We start from the raw sequence: 25,398 nt of genomic DNA, 5'->3' as shown, positions 1-25,398 counted from the left end.
GACGCCCCGCAGGGCCGCCCCGCCAGGCTGCGGAGAGCACGGCCACCGCCAGGCCGAGAAGAGAGTGACCATGACCGACGCACGGGGGTCCGCCGGCCCGAACGGTGACACACCCGCTCGGCACGTGCCCGGCGCGCCCTGCTGGGTGAGCCTGATGGTGCACGGCCCGGACGCGACCGAGGAGTTCTACGGAGCGCTGTTCGGCTGGGAGTTCCAGCCGGGCCCCCAGCAACTCGGCCCGTATGTGCGGGCGCTGCTCGACGGGCGCGAGGTGGCCGGCATCGGGCGGCTGCCACCGGACCGCCATCTGCCCATCGCGTGGACGCCCTACTTCGCCTCGGAGGACGTGGATCTGACGGCCGAGACGGTGCGCAGTCGCGGCGGCACGATCGGCGTGGGTCCGCTGGACGCCGCCGACGCCGGCCGGCTGGCGATCGGCTCCGACCCCTCGGGCGCGGTCTTCGGTATCTGGCAGGCGGCCGCGCACCTCGGCACCGCCGTCTCGGGCGTTCCCGGCACACCGGCCTGGAACGAGCTGCTGACCTTCGAGTCGGCGAGCGTCGCCAAGTTCTACCGGACGGTGTTCGGCTACGAGGAGGAGCCGGTGGTCTCCGCCGACCTCGACTACGTGACCCTGCACCTCGGCGGCGGACCCGTCGCCGGCATCCACGGACTGGGACGCGCCCTGCCCCGCGACCAGGGACCGCACTGGGTCACGTACTTCCAGGTCGCCGACGTCGACGATGCCCTGGACCACCTCGTCCACCTGGGCGGGCACGTCCTCAAGCCGGTGCGCGACACCGCCCACGGGCGGGTGGCGAGGGTGGCGGACCCGGAAGGGGCGCGGTTCGCGCTGCTGCAGCGGCCGAGCTGACAGCCGGAGAGCCGGCCGGGGGTCAGGCGGACGTCATCGGCAGCACGTCCGGGGACAGGGCTGCCGCGCGGGACGTCGCCGCGGTCATCCGGCGGCGGTGGTGACGGCGGCACAGGACCTCGTACCCGACCTCGTCGGGAGAGTGAGTGACGTCGCCGACGACCACCTGGGCGCCCTCGACGACCATCACCCCGCCTATCGTGCGGGCGTTGTGCGTGGCGCGGGCTCCGCACCAGCACAGGGCCTCGACCTGGAGCACCTCGACCCGGTCGGCCAGTTCCACCAGCCGCTGCGAGCCGGGGAACAGCTTGGAGCGGAAGTCGGTCGTGATACCGAAGGCGTAGACGTCGAGGCTCAGGTCGTCGACCACACGCGCGAGCTGGTCGATCTGCTCCGGCGCGAGGAACTGCGCCTCGTCGGCGATCACGTAGTCCGCTCGGCCGCCCTGCGAGAGGTGGTCGACGAGGTAGCCGTAGAGGTCCTGGCCGTCGCCGACCTCCACCGCGTCTGTGACCAGGCCCAGGCGCGAGGACAGCTTGCCCTCGCCGGCGCGGTCGTCGCGCGAGAAGATCATGCCCTGCAGGCCGCGCGCCGAGCGGTTGTGCTCGATCTGGAGAGCCAGCGTCGACTTCCCGCAGTCCATCGTTCCGCAGAAGAACACCAGCTCGGGCATGTGGAGTTGAGCACCTTTCGGCGTGGAAGGTCGGGGTGGGGCTGTTTCAGGAGCGTACTTCGAGCAGGGGGACCAGCTGCTCGGCGGGGGTCATCGAACCGTGGTTGCCGACCATCGCCGACTCCTTGGGCTCCCGCTCGGAGGCGATGAGCAGGACGTCGTCCCGCGCGGCCGCCACCACGTCGCCGATCCTGCCGTACACCCGTTCGTCGATCTGCGGGCCGAACCAGCCCGCCGCGATGGCCTCGTCGCGTGAGGCCACCCAGAACTGCTCGCCGAGCACCTCGCGCCAGCAGGTCAGGACGTCGTTCGCCGCGCCGGGCACCGCGTAGACATGGCGGGCGCGGCCCTCGCCGCCGAGCAGGGCGACACCGGCGCTCAGCTCCCAGTCCTCGTCGAAGTCGATGCGGTGCTGCTCGTCGAACGGCACGTCGATCATGCCGTGGTCGGCGGTGACGTAGAGGGCGCTGCGCGGCGGCAGTTGCTCGGCCAGGCGCTGGACCAGGCGGTCGGCGTACATGAGCTGACCGCGCCAGGCGTCCGAGTCGACGCCGAAGCGGTGGCCGGCGCCGTCGACCTCGGCGAAGTAGGTGTACACCAGGGAGCGGTCACCCGCGGCCAGTTGCTCGGCCGCCAGGTCCATGCGGTCCTCGCCGGTCAGTCGCCCCAGGAACGTTCCGCCACTGAGCGCGACCCTGGTCAGCGGGGTGTTCTCGAAGGTCGGGGACGACACCTGCGCGGCGTGCACCCCGGCCGCGTGCGCCAGCTGGAAGACCGTGGGGTACGGCTGCCAGGGGCCGGGCGGGGCCCACGGCTGCCAGCGCAGCTGGTTCATCAGCTCGCCGGTGTCCGGGTTGCGGACGGTGTAGCCGGGCAGGCCGTGCGCGCCGGGCGGCAGGCCGGTGCCGACGGAGGCGAGGGAGGTCGCCGTGGTCGCCGGGTAGCCGGCGGTGAGTGGACGCCCGGTGCCGCCGCGGGAGGTGGCGAGCAGGGACGTCATGAAGGGCGCGTCCTCGGGGTGCGCCCGCAGCTGCTCCCAGCCGAGGCCGTCGATCAGGAAGACGCAGTTCCGGTCGGCGGGGGTCAGCTCGGTGATCGTGGCGCTCATGTCCGGTACACCGAGGCCTGCGGCCAGGGTGGGCAGGAGGTCGGCCAGCGATCCGCTGCCGTACTCGGGTGCGGGTGCGGAGGCGACGGTGAGCGGTTCGGGGTAGTGGTCCCAGGCCGTCTTGGGCTGTGCCATCAGCGGGTCGTGTCCGCGGTCGCCTCGGAGAGGGCCTGCGCGAACGCGAGCGCCTCACGCACGGTCTCCGGTCCGTCCCCTGCCTCGCTGACGCGCAGACTGAGGTCGTCCGCCGTCGAGTTGCCCGTGTAGCCGTGATCCGCCTCGCAGTTGGGGTCGCCACAGGCGGCCGGCTCCAGGTCGATGCGGGAGACGGCGCCCCAGCCGATGGTGAGGACGACCTCGCGGGGCAGGGTTCCGGGCTTGTACGACTCGGGGTTGGCGACCACGCGGCTGACCACGATCGACGAGATGCGGCCGATCTTCACGGACTCCGTCGACGTCGTGGCGTACGGCGTCGGGGAGGTGCTGTCGGCGGCCTGTTCGTCGGTGTGGCTGACGATGAAGCGGTTGTCCGTGAGGACGAGCACCGTCACGTGCCGCCGCACCTCGTTCTGGTCGAACGTCGTCTCCTGGTGGACCAGGAACGACCGCATGGGCTCGCCGCCCACGGCGGCCTCCACCGCCTCGGCCACGAGGGCCGGGTAGTAGCCGCTGCGCTCGATCGCCGCCCGCAGCCCCTGGGTCGTCGTACTGGTCTTGGCCATGACGCCCATCCTACGGGGGACCACTGACTGCGAGGGACAGCTCGCCCCCTGTCAGTACGCGGGGAGTGTCCGCGGGCCGAGGTCGTCGCGCGCGGGCGGGGGCGCGAGGCGGACGGAGGCACCGAGGACGCTCAGGCCGTGCGAGGCGACGACGACCGGTTCCAGCGTGACCGCGACGACCTCGGGGTGGTCGTCGACCAGCCGGGACACCCGCAGCAGCAGTTCCTCCAGGGCGCGGGTGTCGGCCGGCGCGGAGCCGCGCCAGCCGAACAGCAGGGGGGCGGTGCGGATCGAGCGCACCAGCGAGGTCGCCTCCCGGTCGGTGACCGGGATGAGCCGGTGCGCCGTGTCCCCGAGCAGCTGCGAGGCGGCGCCGGCGAGCCCGAAAGAGAGCACGGCTCCGGCCGCGGGGTCGATGACGGCCCGTACGACGACGTCCACGCCGCGCGGCGCCATCCGCTGCACCACGGGGCGCAGCTCCTCGGGAGCGCCGAACTGCTCGGTCAACTCGGCGTACGCCCGGCGCAGTTGGTCTTCGTCGGCGAGGTCGAGGCGGACACCGCCCAGGTCGGCACGGTGCCTGAGGTGCGGGGCGGTGGCCTTGAGGGCCACGGGGTAGCCGAGGGTGCGGGCGGCTTCGGCGGCGGCGTCGGGGGCCGGGGCGGGCAGGGCGCGGTGGACCTGGACGCCGTAGTGGCCGAGGAGGTCGCAGGTCTCGTCCGTGCCGAGCGTGAGCCCCTGCCCGCGCGTGAGCAGGCCGTCGATCAGCGCGGCGGCGCCCTTCTCGTCGATGTCCTCGTACTCGGGCACCTTGCCCGGGTCGGCGGCGTCGCGCCGCCACTGCGCGTAGGTGACGGCCTGGCCGAGGGCGCGGACGGCACGCTCGGCGGCCGGGTAGGCGGGGATGAGGCGGGCGCCCTCCGGGGCCTCGGTCGTGGGGAGGCGTTCTTCGACGGGTGCCGGACCGGGGGCGGTCTGCGACGGGGTGCCCGCCGCGGCCTGCGGTGCCGTGCTCGCCGCCGCCGACAGGGCCTCCGCCAGGCCGCCGAGCTCCACGTGGACCACCAGGACCGGCTTGGCCGGGGCAGCGGCCGAGGCCGAGCGCAGTGCCTGCGCGAGGGCGGCGTCGCCGACAGAGCCCTCCCCCACCGCCGGTATGGCGGTGACGACGACGGCGTCGCACCGGTCGTCGGCCAGCGCGCGGGACAGGGCGGCGTGGAAGTCCGCCGCGGAGGCCGCGGTGGTCAGATCCCGCGGGGGGTGCGGCCGCAGGCCCTCGGCGAGGCACGCGTCGTACGTGAGCAGCCCGAGCGACTCCGAGTTGCCCAGGATCGCCACCCTGGGGCCGGCGGGCAGGGGCTGGCGGTCGAGCAGCAGGCCCGCGTCCACCAGCTCGGTGATGGTGTCGACGCGGATGACGCCGGCCTGCCGCAGCAGCGCCGACACGGTCTCGTGCGGCAGCCGGGTCGCCCGTACGGCGTGCCCCTGGGGTGCGGCGCCGTGCCGCGCGCCCTGGACGACGACCAGGGGCTTGGCGGCGGCGGTCCGGCGGGCGAGGCGGGTGAACTTGCGGGGGTTGCCGATGGACTCCAAGTACATGAGGACGACGTCGGTGTCGGGGTCCTCGTACCAGTACTGCAGTACATCGTTGCCGGAGACGTCGGCGCGGTTGCCGGAGGAGACGAAGGTGGAGACGCCGGTCACGCCCGTGACGCCGCCGCCGCGCCGGTGCAGCCGGGACAGCAGGGCGATGCCGATGGCGCCGGACTGGGCGAACAGGCCGATCCGGCCCGGGCGCGGCACCTCGGGGGCGAGGGAGGCGTTGAGCCGTACCCGCGGGGAGGTGTTGATGATGCCGAAGGCGTTGGGGCCGATGATGCGCATGCCGTACGTGCGCGCGTGCCGGACGAGGGCGCGCTGGCGTTCGCGCCCCTCGGGGCCGCTCTCGGCGTACCCCGCGGAGACCACGACGAGTCCCTGCACCCCGTGTTCGCCGCACTCGGTGATGACCTCGGGGACGTGCTCGGCCGGCACGGCGACGACCGCGAGGTCGACCGGGCCGTCGATGTCCCGCACCGAGCGGTGCGCGGGCACCCCGTCGAGCTCCTTGTGCCCCTCGGGAAGGGCTTTGTTCACGGCGTACAGACGGCCGCTGTAGCCGGCGTCCCGGATGTTGCCGAGGACGCTGCGGCCTACGCCGCCCGGCGTGCGCCCGGCGCCGATGACGGCGACCGAGCCGGGGGCGAGCAGCCGCTGCACGGAGCGCGCCTCGGCGCGGTGTTCGCGCGCGTACTGCACGGCCAGGGAGCGGTCGGTGGGTTCGAGGTCGAACTCCAGACGGACGACGCCGTCCTCGAAGCTGCGCTTCTGGGTGTAGCCGGCGTCCGTGAAGACCTTGATCATCTTGGAGTTGGCGGGCAGCACTTCGGCGGCGAAGCGGCGGATGCCGCGCTCGCGGGCGACGGCGCCGATGTGTTCGAGCAGGGCGGAGGCGACTCCGCGGCCCTGGTGGGCGTCCTGCACGAGGAAGGCGACCTCGGCCTCGTCGGCGGGTGCGGACGCGGGCGTTCCGTCGGCGCCGATCCGGTCGTAGCGTACGGTGGCGATGAACTCGCCGCCGACCGTGGCCGCGAGTCCCACCCGGTCCACAAAGTCGTGGTGCGTGAAGCGGTGGACGTCCTTGGCGGACAGGCGAGGGTACGGCGCGAAGAAGCGGTAGTACTTCGACTCGTCGGAGACCTGCTCATAGAAGCTGACCAGGCGATCGGCGTCATCAACGGTGATGGGCCGGATGCGTGCGGTACCCCCGTCGCGCAGCACCACGTCGGCTTCCCAGTGGGCGGGATACTCGTGCCGGTCCGGCGAGGTCTGCATGGGCCCCAGAGTACGGCTAGCGCCTGACAACGGCGCGAGGCAGTCTGTGGAGGGCGTCAGTCGGGTCGAGGCCGCGATCCGACGGCACCCCGGGGTGGTCTCCGAGGGCTGCTCCCGGCGCAGCTTCACGATATGGGAAACTGGTCTAGACAACCCTGAACACCGAAGGGCAGCAACACATGGCTGAGCGCCGCGTCAACGTCGGCTGGGCCGAGGGTCTCCACGCCCGCCCCGCCTCCATCTTCGTCCGAGCCGCCACGGCCGCAGGCGTCCCGGTGACGATCGCCAAGGCAGACGGCAAGCCCGTCAACGCGGCCTCGATGCTGGCCGTCCTGGGCCTCGGCGCGCAGGGTGGCGAGGAGATCGTCCTCGCCTCCGACGCCGAGGGCGCGGACGCCGCCCTGGACCGGCTGGCGAAGCTGGTCTCCGAGGGTCTCGAGGAACTGCCCGAGACCGTCTGATTTCCCGAGCGCCCGACCGGCGCACAGCGAAGGGCTCGTCCGAATTCACCGGGCGGGCCCTTCGCCATTCCCGGTCGGCACGGTCGGGAATTCACCGATTCCGGGCAGCGGAAATAGGGCCCCGGGAATTAGCCGCTCTCTTTGTATACGGCTGCCGTGTTAATGCCGCAGGCCCGCCGTGTTTACGGGATGTTGCGAGTTCCTCACACGGTCGGCGCGCTCGCCGGGGGAGCCGAGACGCAGGCGGTGCGCGCCCGTCGCGCGCTCGGTGTGCAGCGCCGTGACCGCCCGCGCGCGCTCGCCGTCCCCGCGCGCCACCGCGTCCACGATCGCGCCGTGCTCCGTCCAGGACTCCACCGGACTGACCGGTGCGTCCACGGCGTACATCCACGCGATCTTGTGACGAAGCTGGGTGAGCACCGACGTCAGCGGGGGGCTGCCGGAGGCCTGGGCGAGCGTCTCGTGGAACCAGCCGCCGAGAGAGCGCAGGTCCTCACTGCTTCCCCGGCGGGCCCGCTCCTGGCCCAGCCGGACCAGGCCGCGCAGCACCTTCAGATGCGACTCGGTGCGGCGCTGGGCGGCGCGGGCCGCTCCGAGCGGCTCCAGCAGCATGCGCATCTCCAGCAGGTCGGCGGCCTCCTGCTCGGTGGGTTCGGCCACGCACGCGCCCGCGTGCCGCCGGGTCACCACGAAGCCCTCGGCCTCCAGCGTGCGCAGGGCCTCCCGGACAGGGACCCGCGAGACGCCGTAGCGGCGCGCGAGGACTTCCTCGGTGAGCCGGCTGCCGTGCGGGTGCACACCCGCGACGATGTCGTCCCGGATGGCCGTGCACACCGAGTGCGCGGGAATACGCATGACCGACCTCCGCTTAATCCCCGTGAAACGCCGACGAGCGGCGCGTGTTCCGTGACTCTATTGCAATGAGCCGGAATTTCCGACGGCAGGCGGGAATCCATGGATATTTTTTGGACAGCCTGCCGCCCTAAACGCCGAAAGCCCCGGCTCGGGGAGCCGGGGCTTCGGGGACAGCGGAGAGGTTCCGGTCAGACGTTGACGCCGTGCGAGCGCAGGTAGGCGACCGGGTCGATGTCCGAACCGTACTCGGAGCTCGTACGGGCCTCGAAGTGCAGGTGCGGGCCGGTGACGTTGCCGGTCGCGCCGGACAGGCCGATCTGCTGGCCGGGGGCCACCTGCTGGCCCACCGAGACGCCGATGGAGGACAGGTGGCCGTACTGGGTGTACGTCCCGTCGTTCATCTTGATCACGATCTGGTTGCCGTAGGAGCCGCCCCAGCCGGCCTCGACGACGGTGCCCGCGCCGACCGCGTGGACGGAGGTGCCGGTGGCGGCGTGGAAGTCGACACCGGTGTGGCTCCCGGAGGACCACAGGCCGCTGCTGGCCTGGTAGCCGGTGGAGACGTACGAGCCGGAGATCGGGGACACGAAGGTGTTGAGGCGCTTGCGCTCGGCCTCGCGGGCGGCACGCTCCTTGGCCTCACGGGCCTTCTCGGCCGCCTCCTTGGCCTTCTCGGCCACCTCGGCGGCCCGCTTGCGGGCGGCCTCCTCGGCCTTCTGCTTGGCGGCGGCCTCGTCGGCGGCCTGCTGCTGCGCGACGGCCTGGGCGTCGATCTGCTGGGCCACGGTGTCGCCCATGGTGACGACCGGGGTGAGGCCGGTCTGCTCGGCGCTGGGCTCTGCGGCGAAGGCCGCGGGGGCGGCCACGGTGCCGATCACGCCGGTGGTGGCGAGGGCCGCGACGCCCGCCGCGCGGGCGGTGCCGCGCTGGATCCTGCTGGGACGACGGTGCTTCCCGGTGGCGCGAGTGAACGCCATGTAGTGGCTGGTCCTTTCCTTCCCTCTCGCCTACCGGGTTAGCTGACGGGTTCGGAGCAGGAAGGTCTCCTACGGACTCCCTCGCGGCTCGCGCGGGCGTCCGATTCACCCCAGGGACTGCGATGGGTCCCCGGCTCCCCTGGCTCGCGCCGTACGGGGACTCGGCGATGACTGTCCGGTGCCGCGGATGCGGCGCACTGCCTGACGAACAGCCCGGACGAAGCTAAGCGGCGCCACTTTCAATTCCCAAACGAATCCCGGCTTTTGTAGCGCATCCCACAGGGCAGACAGGCAACCTCCGTACCAATTCGGGCATAAAGGAGCCCTGGTGCCTTGGAAGGCAACCAGGGCCCCTGCGCGCGTGCCGCTACTCGGCGGCGACGACGGTGACTTCGCCGATACCCAGGGCCTCGACAGGTGCCTTGATCTGCGCCGCGTCACCGACGAGGACGGTCACCAGACGGTTCACCGGGAAGGCGCTCACGGCCGCCGCGGTGGCCTCCACGGTGCCGGTCGCGGCGAGCTGCCGGTACAGCGTGGCCTGGTAGTCGTCGGGCAGGTGCTGCTCGACCTGGTCGGCCAGCGTGCTCGCGACGGCCGCCGCCGTCTCGTACTTCAGCGGCGCCACGCCGACCAGGTTCTGCACGGCCACGTCCCGCTCCGCGTCGGTCAGCCCCTCGGCGGCGAGGGTGCGCAGCACCGTCCAGAGGTCCTGCAGGGCGGGGCCGGTGTTGGGCGTGTCGACGGAACCGCTGATGGCGAGCATCGCGGCACCCGTGCCGTCCGGGGTGGACCTGAGGACCTGGCCGAACGCCCGTACGCCGTAGGTGTAGCCCTTCTCCTCGCGCAGGACCCGGTCCAGGCGGGAGGTGAGGGTGCCGCCGAGGCAGTACGTGCCGAGCACCTGCGCGGGCCACACGCGGTCGTGCCGGTCCGGGCCGACCCGGCCGATCAGCAGCTGCGTCTGGACGGCGCCGGGGCGGTCCACGATGACGACCCGGCCGGTGTCGTCGGCGGTCACCGGCGGCACGGGGCGCGGCTCGGCCGAGGAGCCCGTCCAGGCACCCAGAGTGTCCCCGAGCAGGGCGTCGAGGTCGATGCCGGTGAGGTCGCCGACGACCACGGCGGTGGCCGTGGCGGGGCGGACGTGTTTCTCGTAGAAGCCGCGTACGGCCGCGGAGTCGATCGTGGCGACCGTCTCCTCGGTGCCCTGCCGGGGCCGCGACATGCGCGAGCCCGTCGGGAACAGCTCCTTGGAGAGCTCCTTGGCGGCGCGGCGGGAGGGATTGGCCAGCTCGTGCGGGATCTCGTCGAGGCGGTTGTTCACCAGCCGCTCGACCTCGCTGTCGGCGAACGCGGGCGCCCTCAGGGCGTCGGCGATCAGGTTCAGCCCCTTGGGGAGCCGCGAGACCGGCACCTCCAGGCTGATCCGGACGCCGGGGTGGTCGGCGTGCGCGTCGAGGGTGGCGCCCGCGCGCTCCAGCTCGGCGGCGAACTCCTCGGCGGAGTGCTTGTCGGTGCCCTCGGAGAAGGCCCGGGCCATGATCGTGGCCACACCGTCGAGGCCGGCCGGCTCGGCGTCCAGGGGGGCGTCCAGCAGCACCTCCACGGCGACGACCTGCTGGCCGGGGCGGTGACAGCGAAGCACCGTCAGGCCGTTGTCGAGCGTGCCGCGCTCGGGGGCCGGGAAGGCCCACGGCCGGGCGTCGCCCGCCTGCGGCCGGGAGTGGAAGTCCATCGTGGCGAGCTCGGTCACTTGGCCGCCTCCTCGTTCTCGTCGGTGGCCGCGGCTGCGATGTCCTCGGTGGCGACCTCGTCGGCGACGGGCTCGTAGACGAGCACCGCCCGGTTGTCGGGCCGCAGGCGGGCCTTGGCGACCTCCTGGACCTCCTCCGCCGTGATCTCCAGCACACGCTGGACGGCGGTCAGGGCGAGCTGCGGGTCGCCGAACAGCACGGCGTACCGGCACAGTTCGTCGGCGCGGCCCGCGACCGTGCCGAGCCGGTCCAGCCACTCGCGCTCCAGCTGGGCCTGGGCGCGCTCCATCTCCTCGGCCGTGGGGCCCTCCTCGGCGAACCGGGCGAGCTCCTCGTCGATGGCGGTCTCGATGACCGGAACCTCCACGTCACCGGAGGTCTTCACGTCCAGCCACCCCAGGGAGGGCGCCCCGGCGAGCCGCAGCAGGCCGAAGCCGGCCGCCACGGCCGTACGGTCACGCCGTACGAGGCGGTTGTAGAGGCGGGAGGACTCGCCGCCGCCGAGGACGGTGAGGGCCAGGTCGGCCGCGTCACACGCGCGCGTGCCGTCGTGCGGCAGCCGGTAGGCGGCCATCAGGGCGCGCGCCGGGACCTCCTCCTCGACGACCTCGCGCAGCTGCTCGCCGATGGTCTCCGGCAGCGAGCCGTCGCGCGGGGCGGGCTTGCCATCGTGACCGGGGATGGAGCCGAAGTACTTCTCGACCCAGGCCAGGGTCTGCTCCGGGTCGATGTCGCCGACCACGGAGAGCACGGCGTTGTTCGGCGCGTAGTAGGTGCGGAAGAACGCGCGGGCGTCCTCCAGGGTCGCCGCGTCCAGGTCGGCCATCGAGCCGATCGGGGTGTGGTGGTAGGGGTGGCCCTCGGGGTAGGCGAGGGCGGTCAGCTTCTCGAAGGCGGTGCCGTAGGGCACGTTGTCGTAGCGCTGGCGGCGCTCGTTCTTGACGACATCGCGCTGGTTCTCCATCGACTCGTCGTCGAGCGCGGTCAGCAGCGAGCCCATGCGGTCTGCCTCCAGCCAGAGGGCGAGCTCCAGCTGGTGGGCGGGCATGGTCTCGAAGTAGTTGGTCCGCTCGAAGCTGGTCGTGCCGTTCAGCGAGCCGCCCGCGCCCTGGACGAACTCGAAGTGGCCGTTGCCCTTGACCTGGGCGGATCCCTGGAACATCAAGTGCTCGAAAAGGTGAGCCAGGCCGGTGCGCCCCTTGACTTCGTGGCGTGAGCCGACGTCGTACCAGAGGCACACCGCCGCGACCGGGGTCAGGTGGTCCTCGGAGAGCACCACGCGCAGGCCGTTGGCCAGACGGTGCTCGGTCGCTGTCAGGCCCCCGGAGCCTGCCTGGGCTGTGGCCGTGTGACCCATGGGCATGTACGTCCCTTCGATCGCGAAGCGGTTGTTCAGACCGCGGATTCCTGCCGGTCCTGCCACTGTATGCAAGCGTGCGAAGCCCTGGTGAAGTTCCCGGCGGCGACCTGGGTCCGACAGCACCAGAGGCACTCCGCACCGGGTCCTGGTGCCGCTTGTCAGTGCGGCGGTCCACAATGGTCGGCGTCAGATCCGGATCGCAGCAGCATGAGCGAGCCGCAGGGGCGGTCGGTGACGAGAGGGCGAGCGCGCGCAGGCCCGAAGGGCTGAGCACGTTCGGCGTCCCGTCAGCGGCATGGACGCCCCGTAGGCGAGCGACCAGTAACAGGAGGAGCCGGCAGCGATGGCCCGCCGCAGCACGAAGACCCCGCCGCCCGACGACTCGTACGAGGAGCGGATCCTCGACATCGACGTCGTCGACGAGATGCAGGGCTCCTTCCTCGAGTACGCGTACTCGGTCATCTACTCCCGCGCCCTGCCGGACGCACGCGACGGCCTCAAGCCGGTGCACCGCCGCATCGTCTACCAGATGAGCGAGATGGGCCTGCGCCCCGAGCGCGGATACGTCAAGTGCGCCCGCGTCGTCGGCGAGGTGATGGGCAAGCTCCACCCGCACGGCGACGCGTCGATCTACGACGCCCTCGTTCGCATGGCCCAGCCCTTCTCGATGCGGGTCCCCCTGGTCGACGGCCACGGCAACTTCGGTTCGCTGGGCAACGACGACCCGCCGGCCGCCATGCGGTACACCGAGTGCCGGATGGCCGAGGCGACGAGCCTGATGACGGAGTCGATCGACGAGGACACCGTCGACTTCAACCCCAACTACGACGGCCAGGAGCAGGAGCCGGTGGCCCTGCCGGCCGCCTTCCCGAACCTCCTGGTCAACGGTGCCTCGGGCATCGCGGTCGGCATGGCCACGAACATGGCGCCGCACAACCTGCGCGAGGTCATCGCCGCAGCCCGCCACCTGATCAGGTTCCCGAACGCGGATCTCGACGCGCTGATGAAGCACGTCCCGGGCCCCGACCTGCCCACCGGCGGCCGGATCGTCGGCCTGTCCGGCATCCGGGACGCCTACGAGTCCGGCCGCGGCACGTTCAAGATCCGGGCGACGGTGTCGGTGGAGCCCGTGACGGCCCGCCGCAAGGGTCTCGTCGTCACGGAGCTGCCCTTCACGGTCGGCCCCGAGAAGGTCATCGCCAAGATCAAGGACCTGGTCGGCTCGAAGAAGATCCAGGGCATCGCCGACGTCAAGGACCTCACCGACCGCGCGCACGGCCTGCGCCTGGTCATCGAGATCAAGAACGGCTTCGTGCCGGAGGCGGTCCTGGAGCAGCTGTACAAGCTGACGCCGATGGAGGAGTCCTTCGGCATCAACAACGTGGCCCTGGTCGACGGCCAGCCGCTCACACTGGGCCTGAAGGAGCTCTTGGAGGTCTACCTCGACCATCGCTTCAACGTCGTACGGCGGCGCTCGGAGTTCCGCCGCAGCAAGAAGCGCGACCGGCTGCACCTGGTCGAGGGCCTGCTGACGGCCCTGCTGGACATCGACGAGGTCATCCGCCTGATCCGCTCCAGCGAGAACTCCGCGCAGGCCAAGCAGCGTCTGATGGAGCAGTTCTCGCTCAGCGAGGTGCAGACGCAGTACATCCTCGACACGCCGCTGCGCCGTCTGACCAAGTTCGACCGCATCGAGCTGGAGTCCGAGAAGGACCGGCTCAACGCGGAGATCGAGGAGCTGACGCGGATCCTCGACTCGGACACCGAGCTGCGCAAGCTGGTCTCCTCCGAACTGGCCACGGTCGCCAAGAAGTTCGGCACCGACCGGCGTACGGTCCTGCTGGAGTCGGGCGGTGCCCCGGTCGCGACCGTGCCGCTCCAGGTGGCCGACGACCCGTGCCGGGTGCTGCTGTCCTCCACGGGTCTGCTGGCCCGTACGGCCAACGGCGAGCCGTTCGCGGAGGATGCCGGTGCCAAGCGCGTGAAGCACGACGTGATCGTCTCGGCGGTGCCGGCCACCGCCCGCGGCGAGGTGGGCGCGGTCACCTCCGCGGGCCGGCTGCTGCGGCTGAACGTGATCGACCTGCCCCAGCTCCCGGAGACGCCGGCGGCGCCGAACCTCGCGGGGGGCGCGCCGCTCGCGGAGTTCGTCTCCCTGGAGGACGACGAGACGGTGGTCTGCCTGACCACGCTCGACGAGTCGTCGCCGGGCCTGGCGCTCGGCACGGCACAGGGCATCGTCAAGCGCGTGGTGCCGGACTATCCGGCCAACAAGGAAGAGCTCGAGGTGATCACCCTCAAGGAGGGCGACCGGATCGTCGGCGCGGTCGAGCTGCGCACGGGCGAGGAGGACCTGGTCTTCGTCACCGACGACGCGCAGCTGCTGCGCTTCCAGGCGTCCCAGGTCCGCCCGCAGGGCCGCCCGGCCGGCGGTGTGGCCGGCATCAAGCTCACCGAGGGCGCGAAGGTCATCTGCTTCACCGCGGTGGACCCGGCCGTGGACGCCGTCGTCTTCACCGTCGCGGGCTCGCGGGGCACGCTGGACGACTCCGTCCAGACGACGGCCAAACTGACCCCGTTCGACCAGTACCCGCGCAAGGGCCGCGCCACCGGCGGCGTCCGCTGCCAGCGGTTCCTGAAGGGCGAGGACTGTCTGTCCCTGGCCTGGGCGGGTCCCGTCCCGGCCCTGGCGGCCCAGAAGAACGGCACCCCGGCCGACCTCCCGGACATCGACCCGCGCCGCGACGGTTCGGGTGTGTCCCTGGCGAAGACGGTGGCGGTGGTGGCCGGGCCGGTCTAGGTCGGGTCCGCGAGGTCCTCCGCGGGATCGCGTACGTACCGCAGGACGCCCCACATGCCGTGCTCGTCGGCGTGTGGGGCCTCGCTCCTGCACGCCTCCAGCTCCTTGTCGAGGGCAGGGGCGTCGATTCCGGAGCCGATGAGGACCAGCTGGGTGAGGCGTTCACCGCCGCCGGGCCAGGGCTCCGGGTAGAAGCGCAGGAACCGCCCGACGGCATGGACGGCATAGCGGTTGCGGACGTCGTACGGCCCGAAGTCGACGTAGCCCTTGATCCGGTACAGCCCCTCGGGCCGGCTGTCGAGGAACGTCATCAGGCGGCGCGGGTGGAGGGGTTCCCGGGAGACGAACGACAGGCTGTCGTAGGCGGCGTGCAGGTGGCCGGCGTGGTCGTCCGTGCCGTGCTGGTGCGGGTCGCCGTCGTGCGGGTCGTGGTCGTGGGGGGCGTCCTCGTGCGGGTTGTCTTCGCGCGGGTTGTCTTCGCGCGGGTCGGCTGTGTGCGGGTCGGCTGTGTGCAGGTCGTCGAAGGAGAGCTGCCCGATGCGCTCCTCGCTGGGCCGGCAGTCGAAGAGGAACTCGGGGTCGATCCGGCCGTAGGTGGCCGGGACGACGGCAGCGCCGTCGACGAGGGACCGGACCAGCCGGAGGACACGTTCGCCGTCCGCCGCCCGGTCGAGCTTGTTGACCACGACGAGGTCGGCCAGGGCGAGGTGCCGGTCGATCTCGGGGTGCCTGGCCCGGGTGTCGTCGAACTCGGCGGCGTCGACGACCTCGACGAGCCCGCCGTACACGACCCCGGGATGCTCGCTGGCGAGCAGCATCCGCACGAGTTCCTGCGGCTCGGCGAGACCGCTGGCCTCGATGACGATGACGTCGATGCCGAGGGAGGGCTCCGCGAGCCGCTCCAGGTACTGGTCCAGTTCGCTCGCGTCGACGGCACAGCACAGACAGCCGTTGCCGAGGGAGACCGTCGAGTCGCCGAGCGCTCCCGCCACGGCCATCGCGTCGATCTCGATCGCCCCGAAGTCGTTGACGATCGCGCCGATACGGCTGCCGCCGCTGCGGTGCAGGAGGTGGTTGAGCAGGGTGGTCTTTCCCGAGCCGAGGAATCCGGCCAGGACGACGACCGGGATCTGCTGCGGTTTCGGGCTCGACTGGCTCACCGTGCGACCTCTCTCGCGCCGACGCGTGCACCGGCTCGCGTTCCCGGCACACAGGGTAAATGGGGATGCCGCCACAGGATACGAGCCGTGGGATCCACGCCGAAGTGAACGATTGTTAGCAGCACTCGCGGGGCAGACGTTGGGCATGGCGCCGGTTTGTGCGACCCTCGCTTCCCTCCGTGCGCCTCCTCTCCGCCTCCCCGCCGATCAGAGCCGCTCGGCACTCTGGGAGACGGCAAGCGCCGCCCACCGCTCGCCGGTCCCCTCCAGTCGACCCGCACCCCGACGACCGGCGGACGGCCGCCTGAACCGGGGGTTGACATGACCACACAGAAATACGGTTTCCGAGGGCTGAGGGCCACCGCCTCGGCAGGGATGGGCCTGGCGGCGGGTGCCGCCGTCGCCCTGGCCCTGCAGTGGCCCGCGTTCCACGCACTGCGTGCCCGGATCGAGCACCTGGAGGAGAGCGCGCAGTCGCAGCGCCGGACCAACTTCGCGCACCAGCAGCGTCTGCACTGGGAGTTGCTGAGCAAGGCGATGGACGATCCGGAACTGGCCGAGGTGCTCGACGCCTACGACGGGACCGTCTCCCCCAGGAAGCAGCGCCAGTTCCTCTTCGCCAACGCCCTCTACACCAATGCCCTGTGCTACTACCGCATGGGCAACGTGACCAGAGAGGAGTTCTTCGGCTTCGCCCGGAGCATGCTGCAGAACCCTCTCTTCAGGGAGTACTGGTACGCCACCCGCCCGCACCGGGCGACCCTCGTCGACAGCTCCGACGAGGCCGGACTGGGGCGCATGGTCGACGACCTTCTGGCGCAGCTGGAGGAGGCGGACATCGACGAGTGGTGGGTGGTCGGGGATCCGCCGGGCGAGTAGCTCCACACCTCGGCCGTAAGCGCCGCACCCCGCGGATCACTCTCCGGAACGCATCACACGGCTGGGCGGTAACGAACCCGTAAACCGGCGCGTTTCCCCAGATGCCAACAAGGTTGACTACTGCGCATCCCGCGAACCGGGTCGACCACCGCCGAACCGCCGCTCCACGCCGCCCGGTTGTCGAGGCCGCGGCCCCACAGGGCCGCATCGCACCGCAGGCGAGTGCGCACCACGCCTCGAGATCAAGGAACGCCAGAACAGTGAGCCACATCATCCGTCGGATTGGCACCCCTCCCAGCGCCCGGGGCAGTGCGACTGGTGCCAATTGCCCCGATATCTTCGAGCTGTCCGACGGCAGGTTCGCTGTGATCGGCACGGACCTCACCGAAGAACTCGACGGGAAGCTCCCCGCCGACGCGTCCAGGGCGGACTACGAGCGCATCGTCGTGGTCTCCCGCAGGACACTCATCGACGCCAAGAACGACATTCCTGACGCCTGACCCCGTCGGCCACTCATCGGCCGGACAGCGGTGGCCCGGCACCTTCCGGTGCCGGGCCACCGTAACGCCGGCTCGCCGCCGCCGGCACACTCCCGCGACGCGTTCGCTCAGGCGGGCACAGGCGCCGGCGCCTCCGGCCCCACGTACCGTGCCACCGGCCTGATGATCTTCGGGTCCTCCGCCTGCTCCAGGATGTTGGCACTCCAGCCCACCGCCCGAGCGGCGGCGAAGGTCGGGGTGAACATCTCGCGGGGCAGGCCGCAGAGTTCCATGACCACGCCCGCGTAGTACTCGACGTTGGTGTGGAGCTCCCGGCCGGGCTTCAGCTCCGCCAGGATCTCCTCGATGCGCCGTTCGACCTCGACGGCGAAGTCCACTCGCGGACCGCCGAACCCCTGGGCGACCTCTCGCAGCATCCGGGATCGCGGGTCCTCCGTGCGGTAGATCGCGTGCCCGAACCCCATGATGCGCTCACCGGCGAGCACCCGCTGACGCACCCAGGGGCCGATGCGGTCCGGGGTGCCGATCGCGTCCAGGGTGTCCAGCGCCCGGCTGGGCGCACCCCCGTGCAACGGGCCCGACAGCGCCGCCACGGCCCCGGCGAGGCATGCCGCCACATCCGCGCCCGTCGACGCGATGACCCGGGCTGTGAAGGTTGATGCATTGAATCCGTGATCAATGGTTGAGATCAGGTATTGCTCGATGGCTCGTGCGTGCTGCTCGGCCGGCACCGAATCGGTCAACATGTACAGGTAGTTCGCCGCATAGGTCAGATCCTCGCGCGGCTCCACCGGTTCGAGCCCCCGCCCAAGCCGGTGCAGGGCGGTGAGCAGCGTGGGTACGGCCGCGGCCGCCTCGATCGTGTCCTGCCGGCGCCGGTCGGCGTCGATGTCGTACACGGGGCGGAACCCCTTGGCCGCGCCCAGGAGGGACAGCGCGGTACGCATCCCGGCGAGCGGCCCGGAGTGCCCGCCGGCCGCAGCGATGGCCGGCAGCGCCGCTCGCACCTCGTCGGGCAGCCTCCGCAGTGCGGCGGTCTCGGCGGCGAAGGCCGCGCTCTGCTCGGCATCCGGCAGTTCACCGCGCACCAGCAGATGCCAGACGTCCTCGAAGCCGCGGGTCCGCGCGAGGTCGACGGCCGAGTACTGCCGATAGTGGTAGAAGCCCTCCAGACCGCGGACGTCACCGATCCGGGTGTCGGTGACGACGACGCCGGCGAGCCCCCGGGGCGCTTCGACAAGAGTGACTGCTGACCTGTTGACGGACATGACTTCCTCCCTGGACTTGATTCGACTGTCCATGATTGACTGAAGTCGTGTCAATATTGATTGAATCAATACATCAGTCAATGGTCCGCTAGACGGATACGGTGACCCCCATGCGCGATCAAGAACCCGCTCCCCCGGACACGGAACGGCGGCTGAGCACCAAGGAAGCGGCCGAGCTGCTCGGCGTGAAGCCGGAGACCGTGTACGCGTACGTGAGTCGGGGCCAGCTCAGCAGTCGGCGGGTGAGCGGCCGCCGGGGCAGCACCTTCGACGCCGGGGAGGTGCAGGCCCTCGCCCGGCGCAACAGGCGGGAGGGCGCGGGCACTTCCGGCTCCGGCGGCGAGCTGTCCGTCCGCACCCGCATCACGCTCATCGAGAGCGACCGCTACTTCTTCCGCGGTGTCGACGCGGTCGACCTGGCCGCCGGCCACACCTACGAGGAGGTCGCCGAGTGGCTGTGGACGGGCCGGATGCTCCCGGGCAGCACGTTCACCGCGCCCGCCGCTTCCGTCGCCGTCGCCCGCCGTGCCGTCGACGCACTGCCCGAACACGCGGCTCCGACCGACCTGTTGAGGGTCGCGACGATCGCCGCCGCCACCGCCGACCCGCTGCGGTTCGACCTGTCCGAGGACGCCGTGCTCGGCACCGCGCGCACTCTCATCCCCACCCTCGTGGCCGCTCTGCCTCCGGCGGGCCACCAGCGCCGAGACGAGGGCCCCCTGGCCCACCGCCTGTGGTCCCGGCTGTCGGTGCACAAGGACCCCGACGAGGCGTCCCTGCGCGCCCTGGACACCGCCCTCGCCCTCCTCGTCGACCACGACCTGGCCGCCTCCACCCTCGCGGTGCGCGTCGCCGCGTCGGCCCGTGCCCATGCCTACGCGGCGGTCTCCGCCGGGTTGGGCGTGATCGAGGGCCCGCTGCACGGCGCGGCCAGCGGGCTCGCCCACCGGCTGCTGCAGGACGTGCTCGACCAGGGCGACGCGGCACCCGTGATCACGGACGAACTGCGCGCCGGCCGCCGCATCCCGGGCCTGGGACACCGGCTCTACCCCGGCGAGGACCCACGCGCGCGTGCCCTGTTCGCGCTCCTGGAGCAGATCCCGCGCGCTGAGCCCGCTCTCCTCGCGGCCCGCGACATCGTCGAGACCACCGCCCGCCACGCCCCTCTGCACGCCAACGTGGACCTGGCCCTGGCCGTGCTCACCGCTTCCTGCGGCATGGCACCGACCGCGGGCGAGACGATCTTCGCCGTGGCCCGGACGGCGGGCTGGATCGCCCACGCGCTCGAGGAGTACGGCGAACGCCCGCTGCGGATGCGCCCGAGCGGTCTCTACGCGGGTCCGAAGCCTCCGCAGCCCCTGCCGGAGTAGCGCAGGACGGGGCCGAAGGTCACCGCGGCCGAAGTCAGGTTAGGCTCACCTCTGTGAGTACGTGCTCAAGCGTCTCCCGGGACTTCGACGAACCCGTTTCGGGAACCGCGGCCACCGCGACGACCTGGCTGTTGCTGGAACAGCCCGGTCCGTGGGGTGCCAAGGCGCTCACTTCGAGCCACCTGGACCCCGCCCTGGGGCGTGCCCTGGAGGCGGCCGCGAAGGACACGGGCGTACGCATCGCGCTCATCCGCCGCCCCGGGCGCCACGCGGACCGCCGCATGCCCGCAGCACGCCGGGTGTACGCGGCGCACGTCGTCCCGGGAAACGTGTGGCTGCACAGCGCCTCGACCTCGGACCCCGGGCAGCTGCTCGCTCTCGACTTCGCCGCACTGGGCCGGGGCGACCACCGCGCCTTCGACGCGCTGCTCGGCGGCCGGCCTCACGACGGCGACCCGCTCGCCCTTGTCTGCACCAACGGCAAGCGCGACCGCTGCTGCGCGCTCCTGGGCCGGCCCCTCGCGGCCGAGCTGGCGACGTCCGGGGTCGAGGGCGTCTGGGAGGTCACCCATCTGGGTGGTCACCGCTTCTCCCCCACGGTGCTCGTGCTGCCGTACGGATACGCGTACGGCCGGGCCGAGGCTCACTCCCTCAAAGAGGTCCTGCAGGGCGCCCGGGAGGGGCGGATCGTCGTGGAGGGGTGCCGGGGCAGCTCGGCCTGGGAACGGCCGGGCCAGGCCGCCGAGCTCGCCGTGCGCACCAGGACCGGCGAATACGACGCCCAGGCGCTGAGTGTCGTCCGCACGTCCGGCGCGGCCCCGCGCTGGGAGGTGACCGTCGTCCACACCGACGGACGCCGCTGGCAGGTCGACGTGGCCCAGGGCGCGGCCCTGCCGCCCCGCCCGGAGAGCTGCGGGGCGTCCGTCCTCGGCTCACCCGCGCGGACGGACGTGGTGGCGGTGCGCGAGGTGAGGCCGTCGACGGCGCCGACCTGGCCGGCTGACCGTCCGGCTCGCGTTCGGTCTGTGGCGGCCCGTCCAGCACGGACACGTCGCGTCAACCATTGATGCCGCCCGTCAAGCATGGATGCCGCCTTTCATGCACTGACACTGCCTCCGCACACATTGATCTGGAGATCCACGCCACACCCGTCTAGGGCAGGTGGCCGGCCGCACGTACGGTCTTGGGTATGAGCCCCACTCCCCCCGCACGCCGCCTGCGCCTCGGCCTGCCCCGGCGGGTGTTCTCGCAGGTCCTGCTGATGCAGGTGGCGATCGCCGCAGGAGTCGCGGTGCTCGCGACCGGATTGTTCCTCGCGCCCCTCAGCAACCAGCTGGACGACCAGGCGATGCGCCGCGCGCTCGCGATCGCGCAGACGACCGCGCAGCAGCCCGGGCTCGCGGCAGAGGTGAGGGACACGCCTCCATCGCCGAACGGTCCGGTGCAGAAAGAGGCGGAGCGGATCCGGAAGGCCACCCAGGCCGAGTACATCGTGGTGATGGACTGGCGGGGCGTGCGCTGGTCGCACACGGACCCGAAGCAGATCGGCGGCATCGTCTCGACCGACCCCGGCCAGGCCTTGGCCGGCAAGGAGATCATGGAGATCGACAGCGGCACCCTGGGCCGCTCCGCCCGGGGCAAGGTGCCGCTGCGCGACAGCGACGGCACCGTCGTCGGCGCCGTCTCGGTCGGCATCGCCTACGACAGCGTCCGTGCCCGCCTGATCCACGCGATCCCGGGGCTGCTCGCGTACGCCGGCGGTGCCCTGGCCGTGGGCGCGCTGGCCGCGTGGCTCATCTCCCGGCGGGTCCATCGGCAGACGAGGGACCTGGCCTTCTCGGACATCGCGGCGCTTCTGTCGGAACGCGAGGCGATGCTGCACGGCATCCGGGAGGGCGTCGTCGCCCTGGACCGCACCGGCCGCATCCGCCTCGTGAACGACGAAGCACAGCGCCTGCTGGGCCTGAGGGAAACGGTGGTAGGCCGTACGCCCGACGAGGCGCTCGGCGCGGGCCGTACGGCCGATGTTCTCGCCGGACGCGTCACCGGCACGGATCTGCTCACCGTGCGCGGCCAGCGGGTACTGGTCGCCAACCGTATGCCCACAGACGACGGCGGTGCCGTGGCCACCCTGCGCGACCGCACCGAGCTGGAGCAGCTGGGCCGCGAACTGGACTCCACCCACGGTCTGATCGACGCCCTGCGCGCCCAGGACCACGAGCACGCCAACCGGATGCACACGCTTCTGGGACTGCTCGAACTGGAGATGTACGACGACGCCGTCGAGTTCGTCGGCGAGGTGGTCGGCGATCACCGGGCCACCGCGGAACAGGTCACCGAGCGGATCGAGGACCCGCTGCTCGCCGCCCTCCTGGTCGGCAAGGCGACCGTCGCGGCCGAGCGGGGCGTCGTCCTGTGGGTGTCGGACCGGACCCGGCTGCCCGACCGGCTGGTCGACCCGCAGGGGCTCGTCACCGTCGTGGGGAACCTGGTGGACAACGCCCTCGACGCCGTCGCCGGCAAGCCGCACGCGCGCGTGGAGGTCGAACTGCGCGCCAAGGGGCGTACGGCGATCCTCAGGGTGCGCGACACCGGGCCGGGGATCCCGCCGCAGCACAGGGAGTTGATCTTCACGACGGGATGGTCTACGAAGAAGCCGCCGGCTCACCGCGAGCGGGGTATCGGACTTTCCCTGGTGCGCAGGCTGGCGGAGCGGCAGGGTGGCAGCGCGACCGTCGGCGAGGCGCACGGCGGGGGCGCGGAGTTCACCGTCGTCCTGCCCGAGGCGCTGGCCGAGCCGGATCCCCAACCGGCCGCACTGACCGTGCCGTCAGCTCCGCAGACCGTCGAGGAGGAGTCGAGATGATCGAGGTCCTGGTCGTGGACGACGACATGAGGGTCGCGCGGGTCAACGCCGCCTACGTCGAGAAGGTGCCGGGCTTCCATGTCGCCGGAGAGGCCCACAGCGCCACGGAGGCGCTGCACCGACTGGAGACGCTGCCCCGGCTGGACCTCGTGCTCCTGGACCACTACCTCCCGGACGCGACGGGGCTCGCGGTCGTCCAGGAGATGCGGCGGCGCGGTGACCAGACCGACGTGATCATGGTGACGGCGGCCCGGGACGTCTCCACCGTGCAGGCGGCGATGCGGCACGGCGCGCTGCAGTACCTGGTCAAACCGTTCGCCTTCGCCGGCCTGCGCGCCAAGCTGGAGGCCTACGCGGAGCTGCGCCGCACCCTGGACGGTGGCGGAGAGGCGGAACAGGCCGAGGTGGACCGCATCTTCGGGGCCCTGTCGGCGCCGTCCGAGCCCGACCTGCCCAAAGGGCACTCCCCCACCACCGCGGAGCTGGTCCGCCAGTCCCTGATGCACGCGGACGGGCCCCTGTCCGCCCAGGAGATCGCCGAGCGCACCGGGGTGAGCCGCCAGACCGCCCAGCGCTATCTGAAGCTCCTGGAGCGCACGGGACGGGCAAGACTGACCCTCAAGTACGGCGACGCGGGCCGCCCGGAACACCGTTACGTGTGGGCGACCCGCGGCTAGGACGTCCGCCTGCCGTGCTTCCGCGCGAACTCGGTGATGACTGCCACGGCAACGAAGGCAGCAGCCCTACGCCGCTCCCGCCCCGGTCAGCGACCGCACCTCGGTCTCCGCGTGCTTGGCCTCGTCAGGGACCTCCGTCGAGGTGAGCGTGCCCAGCCAACCCGCGAGGAAGCCCAGAGGGATCGAGACCAGACCCGGGTTCTGCAGGGGGAAGTACTGGAAGTCGATGCCCGGGAACAGCGAGTCCGGGCTGCCCGAGACGACCGGTGACAGCACCACGAGCACCACGGCCGGGGCCAGGCCGCCGTAGACGGCCCACACGGCGCCCCGAGTGGTGAAGCCGCGCCAGAACAGGGAGTAGAGCAGCACCGGCAGGTTCGCCGACGCGGCGACGGCGAAGGCCAGGCCCACCAGGAACGCCACGTTGAGGTCCCGCGCCAGCAGACCGAGGGCGATCGCCACCACGCCGACGCCGACGGCCGCGACACGGGCCACCGCCACCTCGCTGCGCGGCCTCCTGCCCCGGCGCCGCACAGACGCGTACAGGTCGTGGGCCACGGACGCCGAGGACGCGAGCGTGATGCCGGCGACCACGGCGAGGATCGTGGCGAAGGCGACCGCGGCGACGATCGCGAAGAGGACCGTCCCGCCGGTGGATCCCGCCCCACCGCCCAGATCGAGCGCCAGCAGCGGAACCGCCGTGTTCCCCGCCGCGTTCGACCCGCGCACCGCCTCCGGGCCCAGGACGGCGGCCGCACCGAATCCGAGCACGATCGTCATGAGGTAGAAGCCACCGATGAGCCCGACGGCCCAGACGACCGAGCGGCGGGCGGCGCGCGCGGTGGGCACGGTGTAGAAGCGCGACAGGATGTGCGGCAGCCCCGCCGTGCCCAGCACCAGAGCCAGCCCCAGACTGATGAAGTCGAAGCGGGCGGTCCAGTCCCCGCCGTACTTCAGCCCCGGCGCCAGAAACGCCTCCCCGTGCCCGCTGCGCTCGGCCGCCGTGAGCAGCAGCCGGTTCAGGTCGCCGTGAAAGCGCATCAGGACGAGCACCGTCAGCGCGATGGTGCCGCCGAGAAGCAGAACGGCCTTGACGATCTGGATCCACGTGGTCGCGCGCATCCCTCCCAACGACACATAGACCACCATGAGTGCGCCCACGCCGATGACGGTCCAGGCCCGCGCGGCGTCGCTCGTGCCCCCGAGCAGCAGCGCCACCAGGCTGCCCGCGCCGACCATCTGTGCCACCAGGTACAGAACAGACACCGTGACCGAGGAGGTTCCCGCCGCGATCCGTACCGGCCGTTCCCTCATCCGGGCCGCCACGACGTCGGCGAGCGTGAACCGGCCGCAGTTGCGAACCAGTTCGGCGACCAGGAACAGCACCACCAGCCACGCCACGAGGAACCCGACGACGTACAGCAGCCCGTCGTAGCCGAACAGCGCGATGAGCCCGGTGACGCCCAGGAAGGAGGCGGCCGACATGTAGTCACCCGCGATGGCAAAACCATTCTCCATGGGTGAGAAGAGCCGCCCGCCCGCGTAGAACTCCTCCGCCGAGCCACGCCGGTTGCGGCCGACCCATGTGGTGATCCCCAGCGTGACCGCGACGAACGCGCTGAAGAGCAGCAGCGCCAGCGTCTGGTGTTCCCCCGTCACGACGTACCACCGCTCACGCCACGCGTCAGTTCCTGTGTGTCCCACCGCAGTTCGAGCGCGGCTCGGTCCCTGCGCAGCCGTGCGTGCCGTGCGTACGCCCAGGTGAGCAGGAACGTGGACAGGAACTGCCCGAGACCTGCCACCATCGCGACGTTCACCGCTCCCGCCACGGGCCGCGCCATCAGCTCCGGCGCGGTCGTGGCAGCCACGACGTAGCCCACGTACCAGGCGAAGAAGGCGGCGAACGCCGGCACCACGAACCTCCGGTATCGCCTCCTCACCTCCTGAAAGGCCGCGCTGCGCTGCACTTCCAGGTACACGTCGGCCGCCGCGGCCCCCGTCCCGTCCTCCGTCCGTGCCGACGGGACCATCGGTGGGCCCTGAGCCCCGTCGGCGGCCGACTCGCCCCAGCCGGATGCGAGGGCGTCGTACCAAGGATCGTCGTACCTGAGCTGTCCGGCCTCCTCGGCCGGGACCGGGTCATGACCGTCGAGAGGCCCGACCCGGTTCTCCTGGCCGGCCCCGCCGCCACGGGGACGGCCCTTGCTTGGCTGCATG

General features: G+C 71.8%; 21 protein-coding genes and 1 riboswitch. Of the genes, 9 read left to right on the top strand and 12 right to left on the bottom strand.

The window, feature by feature from the left end:
• The first annotated feature begins 70 nt into the window (after window positions 1-70).
• Window positions 71-874 carry a VOC family protein gene (locus CEB94_RS30185; protein WP_175435178.1) on the top strand — a complete coding sequence of 268 codons (804 nt, stop codon included), beginning with the start codon at window positions 71-73 and terminating at the stop codon, window positions 872-874.
• Between the two features lie 22 nt (window positions 875-896).
• Here the strand turns inward: CEB94_RS30185 and CEB94_RS30180 are convergent, their stop codons facing one another.
• From CEB94_RS30180 to CEB94_RS30165, 4 genes are read right to left on the bottom strand one after another with little or no spacing between them, the layout of a single operon-like run.
• Window positions 897-1,547, bottom strand: coding sequence for a thymidine kinase (locus CEB94_RS30180; RefSeq protein ID WP_175435177.1), 651 nt, complete (start codon window positions 1,545-1,547; stop codon window positions 897-899).
• Window positions 1,548-1,593: 46 nt separating this feature from the next.
• The gene (locus CEB94_RS30175) at window positions 1,594-2,790 is read right to left on the bottom strand and encodes an alkaline phosphatase family protein (protein ID WP_175435176.1); all 1,197 of its coding nucleotides are present in this window, start codon (window positions 2,788-2,790) and stop codon (window positions 1,594-1,596) included.
• Complete coding sequence (locus tag CEB94_RS30170; protein WP_174569471.1) at window positions 2,790-3,377, bottom strand: DUF5998 family protein; 588 nt, start codon at window positions 3,375-3,377, stop codon at window positions 2,790-2,792. Before CEB94_RS30170 ends, CEB94_RS30175 begins: the two co-directional genes overlap by 1 nt.
• 51 nt (window positions 3,378-3,428) lie before the next feature.
• Entirely contained in the window at window positions 3,429-6,251 is a 2,823-nt protein-coding gene (locus CEB94_RS30165) for a bifunctional acetate--CoA ligase family protein/GNAT family N-acetyltransferase (RefSeq protein ID WP_175435175.1), read from the bottom strand.
• A gap of 179 nt (window positions 6,252-6,430) precedes the next feature.
• Between CEB94_RS30165 and CEB94_RS30160 the strand changes: the two genes are divergently transcribed.
• Window positions 6,431-6,712: an HPr family phosphocarrier protein gene (locus CEB94_RS30160; RefSeq protein WP_033308341.1), complete on the top strand. Its 282-nt coding sequence runs from the start codon at window positions 6,431-6,433 to the stop codon at window positions 6,710-6,712.
• A 159-nt stretch (window positions 6,713-6,871) separates the two neighbouring features.
• Here CEB94_RS30160 and CEB94_RS30155 read toward each other — a convergent pair whose 3' ends face one another.
• The 4 genes from CEB94_RS30155 to CEB94_RS30140 form a co-directional block, all read right to left on the bottom strand.
• Complete coding sequence (locus tag CEB94_RS30155) at window positions 6,872-7,567, bottom strand: GntR family transcriptional regulator (protein WP_175435174.1); 696 nt, start codon at window positions 7,565-7,567, stop codon at window positions 6,872-6,874.
• 188 nt (window positions 7,568-7,755) lie between these two features.
• On the bottom strand, window positions 7,756-8,544 hold the full coding sequence (locus CEB94_RS30150) for a M23 family metallopeptidase (RefSeq protein WP_175435173.1): 789 nt from the start codon (window positions 8,542-8,544) through the stop codon (window positions 7,756-7,758).
• Between the two features lie 12 nt (window positions 8,545-8,556).
• Window positions 8,557-8,721: riboswitch (cyclic di-AMP (ydaO/yuaA leader) on the bottom strand.
• Window positions 8,722-8,911: 190 nt separating this feature from the next.
• On the bottom strand, window positions 8,912-10,300 hold the full coding sequence (locus tag CEB94_RS30145) for a M16 family metallopeptidase (protein ID WP_175435172.1): 1,389 nt from the start codon (window positions 10,298-10,300) through the stop codon (window positions 8,912-8,914).
• The gene (locus CEB94_RS30140) at window positions 10,297-11,664 is read right to left on the bottom strand and encodes a M16 family metallopeptidase (protein WP_175437216.1); all 1,368 of its coding nucleotides are present in this window, start codon (window positions 11,662-11,664) and stop codon (window positions 10,297-10,299) included. Before CEB94_RS30140 ends, CEB94_RS30145 begins: the two co-directional genes overlap by 4 nt.
• Before the next feature lie 340 nt (window positions 11,665-12,004).
• Between CEB94_RS30140 and CEB94_RS30135 the strand changes: the two genes are divergently transcribed.
• A complete protein-coding gene (locus tag CEB94_RS30135; protein WP_175435171.1) occupies window positions 12,005-14,461 on the top strand; it encodes a DNA gyrase/topoisomerase IV subunit A in 2,457 nt (818 codons plus the stop codon).
• Here CEB94_RS30135 and CEB94_RS30130 read toward each other — a convergent pair.
• A complete protein-coding gene (locus CEB94_RS30130; protein ID WP_175435170.1) occupies window positions 14,458-15,621 on the bottom strand; it encodes a CobW family GTP-binding protein in 1,164 nt (387 codons plus the stop codon). The genes CEB94_RS30135 and CEB94_RS30130 overlap by 4 nt on opposite strands.
• Window positions 15,622-15,942: 321 nt before the next feature.
• Here CEB94_RS30130 and CEB94_RS30125 point away from each other — a divergent pair, with 321 nt between their 5' ends.
• Together CEB94_RS30125 and CEB94_RS30120 are read left to right on the top strand one after the other, a co-directional pair.
• A complete protein-coding gene (locus tag CEB94_RS30125; RefSeq protein ID WP_175435169.1) occupies window positions 15,943-16,500 on the top strand; it encodes a DUF6082 family protein in 558 nt (185 codons plus the stop codon).
• A gap of 260 nt (window positions 16,501-16,760) precedes the next feature.
• Entirely contained in the window at window positions 16,761-17,000 is a 240-nt protein-coding gene (locus CEB94_RS30120; protein WP_175435168.1) for a hypothetical protein, read from the top strand.
• A 107-nt stretch (window positions 17,001-17,107) separates the two neighbouring features.
• Here the strand turns inward: CEB94_RS30120 and CEB94_RS30115 are convergent, their stop codons facing one another.
• On the bottom strand, window positions 17,108-18,268 hold the full coding sequence (locus tag CEB94_RS30115) for a citrate synthase (RefSeq protein ID WP_175435167.1): 1,161 nt from the start codon (window positions 18,266-18,268) through the stop codon (window positions 17,108-17,110).
• A 110-nt stretch (window positions 18,269-18,378) separates the two neighbouring features.
• Between CEB94_RS30115 and CEB94_RS30110 the strand changes: the two genes are divergently transcribed.
• From CEB94_RS30110 to CEB94_RS30095, 4 genes are all read left to right on the top strand, one after another.
• Window positions 18,379-19,638 (top strand): citrate synthase, encoded by a 1,260-nt coding sequence (locus CEB94_RS30110; protein WP_175435166.1) that lies wholly within the window; start codon window positions 18,379-18,381, stop codon window positions 19,636-19,638.
• 53 nt (window positions 19,639-19,691) lie between these two features.
• Complete coding sequence (locus tag CEB94_RS30105) at window positions 19,692-20,705, top strand: ferredoxin family protein (protein WP_246111949.1); 1,014 nt, start codon at window positions 19,692-19,694, stop codon at window positions 20,703-20,705.
• Between the two features lie 122 nt (window positions 20,706-20,827).
• Window positions 20,828-22,504 (top strand): sensor histidine kinase, encoded by a 1,677-nt coding sequence (locus CEB94_RS30100; RefSeq protein WP_175435165.1) that lies wholly within the window; start codon window positions 20,828-20,830, stop codon window positions 22,502-22,504.
• Complete coding sequence (locus CEB94_RS30095; RefSeq protein ID WP_175435164.1) at window positions 22,501-23,181, top strand: response regulator; 681 nt, start codon at window positions 22,501-22,503, stop codon at window positions 23,179-23,181. The genes CEB94_RS30100 and CEB94_RS30095 overlap by 4 nt, the downstream gene beginning before the upstream one ends.
• A 66-nt stretch (window positions 23,182-23,247) precedes the next feature.
• Here CEB94_RS30095 and CEB94_RS30090 read toward each other — a convergent pair whose 3' ends face one another.
• Together CEB94_RS30090 and CEB94_RS30085 are read right to left on the bottom strand one after the other, a co-directional pair.
• On the bottom strand, window positions 23,248-24,840 hold the full coding sequence (locus CEB94_RS30090) for a solute symporter family protein (protein ID WP_175435163.1): 1,593 nt from the start codon (window positions 24,838-24,840) through the stop codon (window positions 23,248-23,250).
• Window positions 24,837-25,397, bottom strand: coding sequence for a DUF485 domain-containing protein (locus tag CEB94_RS30085; protein ID WP_175435162.1), 561 nt, complete (start codon window positions 25,395-25,397; stop codon window positions 24,837-24,839). Before CEB94_RS30085 ends, CEB94_RS30090 begins: the two co-directional genes overlap by 4 nt.
• Window position 25,398: the final 1 nt, after the last annotated feature.

It is taken from the genome of Streptomyces hawaiiensis, assembly GCF_004803895.1.
GTDB lineage: Bacteria > Actinomycetota > Actinomycetes > Streptomycetales > Streptomycetaceae > Streptomyces > Streptomyces hawaiiensis.
The sequence above is the reverse complement of the archived record's forward strand: the minus strand, read 5'-3'. Positions and strand labels throughout refer to the sequence as shown.

Excerpts from the sequence above, each read along its gene's own strand:
- CEB94_RS30185 (WP_175435178.1), top strand. The coding sequence starts at position 71 with ATGACCGACGCACGGGGGTCCGCCGGCCCGAACGGTGACACACCCGCT.
- CEB94_RS30180 (WP_175435177.1), bottom strand. The coding sequence starts at position 1,547 with ATGCCCGAGCTGGTGTTCTTCTGCGGAACGATGGACTGCGGGAAGTCG.
- CEB94_RS30175 (WP_175435176.1), bottom strand. The coding sequence starts at position 2,790 with ATGGCACAGCCCAAGACGGCCTGGGACCACTACCCCGAACCGCTCACC.
- CEB94_RS30170 (WP_174569471.1), bottom strand. The coding sequence starts at position 3,377 with ATGGCCAAGACCAGTACGACGACCCAGGGGCTGCGGGCGGCGATCGAG.
- CEB94_RS30165 (WP_175435175.1), bottom strand. The coding sequence starts at position 6,251 with ATGCAGACCTCGCCGGACCGGCACGAGTATCCCGCCCACTGGGAAGCC.
- CEB94_RS30160 (WP_033308341.1), top strand. The coding sequence starts at position 6,431 with ATGGCTGAGCGCCGCGTCAACGTCGGCTGGGCCGAGGGTCTCCACGCC.
- CEB94_RS30155 (WP_175435174.1), bottom strand. The coding sequence starts at position 7,567 with ATGCGTATTCCCGCGCACTCGGTGTGCACGGCCATCCGGGACGACATC.
- CEB94_RS30150 (WP_175435173.1), bottom strand. The coding sequence starts at position 8,544 with ATGGCGTTCACTCGCGCCACCGGGAAGCACCGTCGTCCCAGCAGGATC.
- CEB94_RS30140 (WP_175437216.1), bottom strand. The coding sequence starts at position 11,664 with ATGCCCATGGGTCACACGGCCACAGCCCAGGCAGGCTCCGGGGGCCTG.
- CEB94_RS30135 (WP_175435171.1), top strand. The coding sequence starts at position 12,005 with ATGGCCCGCCGCAGCACGAAGACCCCGCCGCCCGACGACTCGTACGAG.
- CEB94_RS30125 (WP_175435169.1), top strand. The coding sequence starts at position 15,943 with ATGACCACACAGAAATACGGTTTCCGAGGGCTGAGGGCCACCGCCTCG.
- CEB94_RS30115 (WP_175435167.1), bottom strand. The coding sequence starts at position 18,268 with ATGTCCGTCAACAGGTCAGCAGTCACTCTTGTCGAAGCGCCCCGGGGG.
- CEB94_RS30110 (WP_175435166.1), top strand. The coding sequence starts at position 18,379 with ATGCGCGATCAAGAACCCGCTCCCCCGGACACGGAACGGCGGCTGAGC.
- CEB94_RS30100 (WP_175435165.1), top strand. The coding sequence starts at position 20,828 with ATGAGCCCCACTCCCCCCGCACGCCGCCTGCGCCTCGGCCTGCCCCGG.
- CEB94_RS30095 (WP_175435164.1), top strand. The coding sequence starts at position 22,501 with ATGATCGAGGTCCTGGTCGTGGACGACGACATGAGGGTCGCGCGGGTC.
- CEB94_RS30085 (WP_175435162.1), bottom strand. The coding sequence starts at position 25,397 with ATGCAGCCAAGCAAGGGCCGTCCCCGTGGCGGCGGGGCCGGCCAGGAG.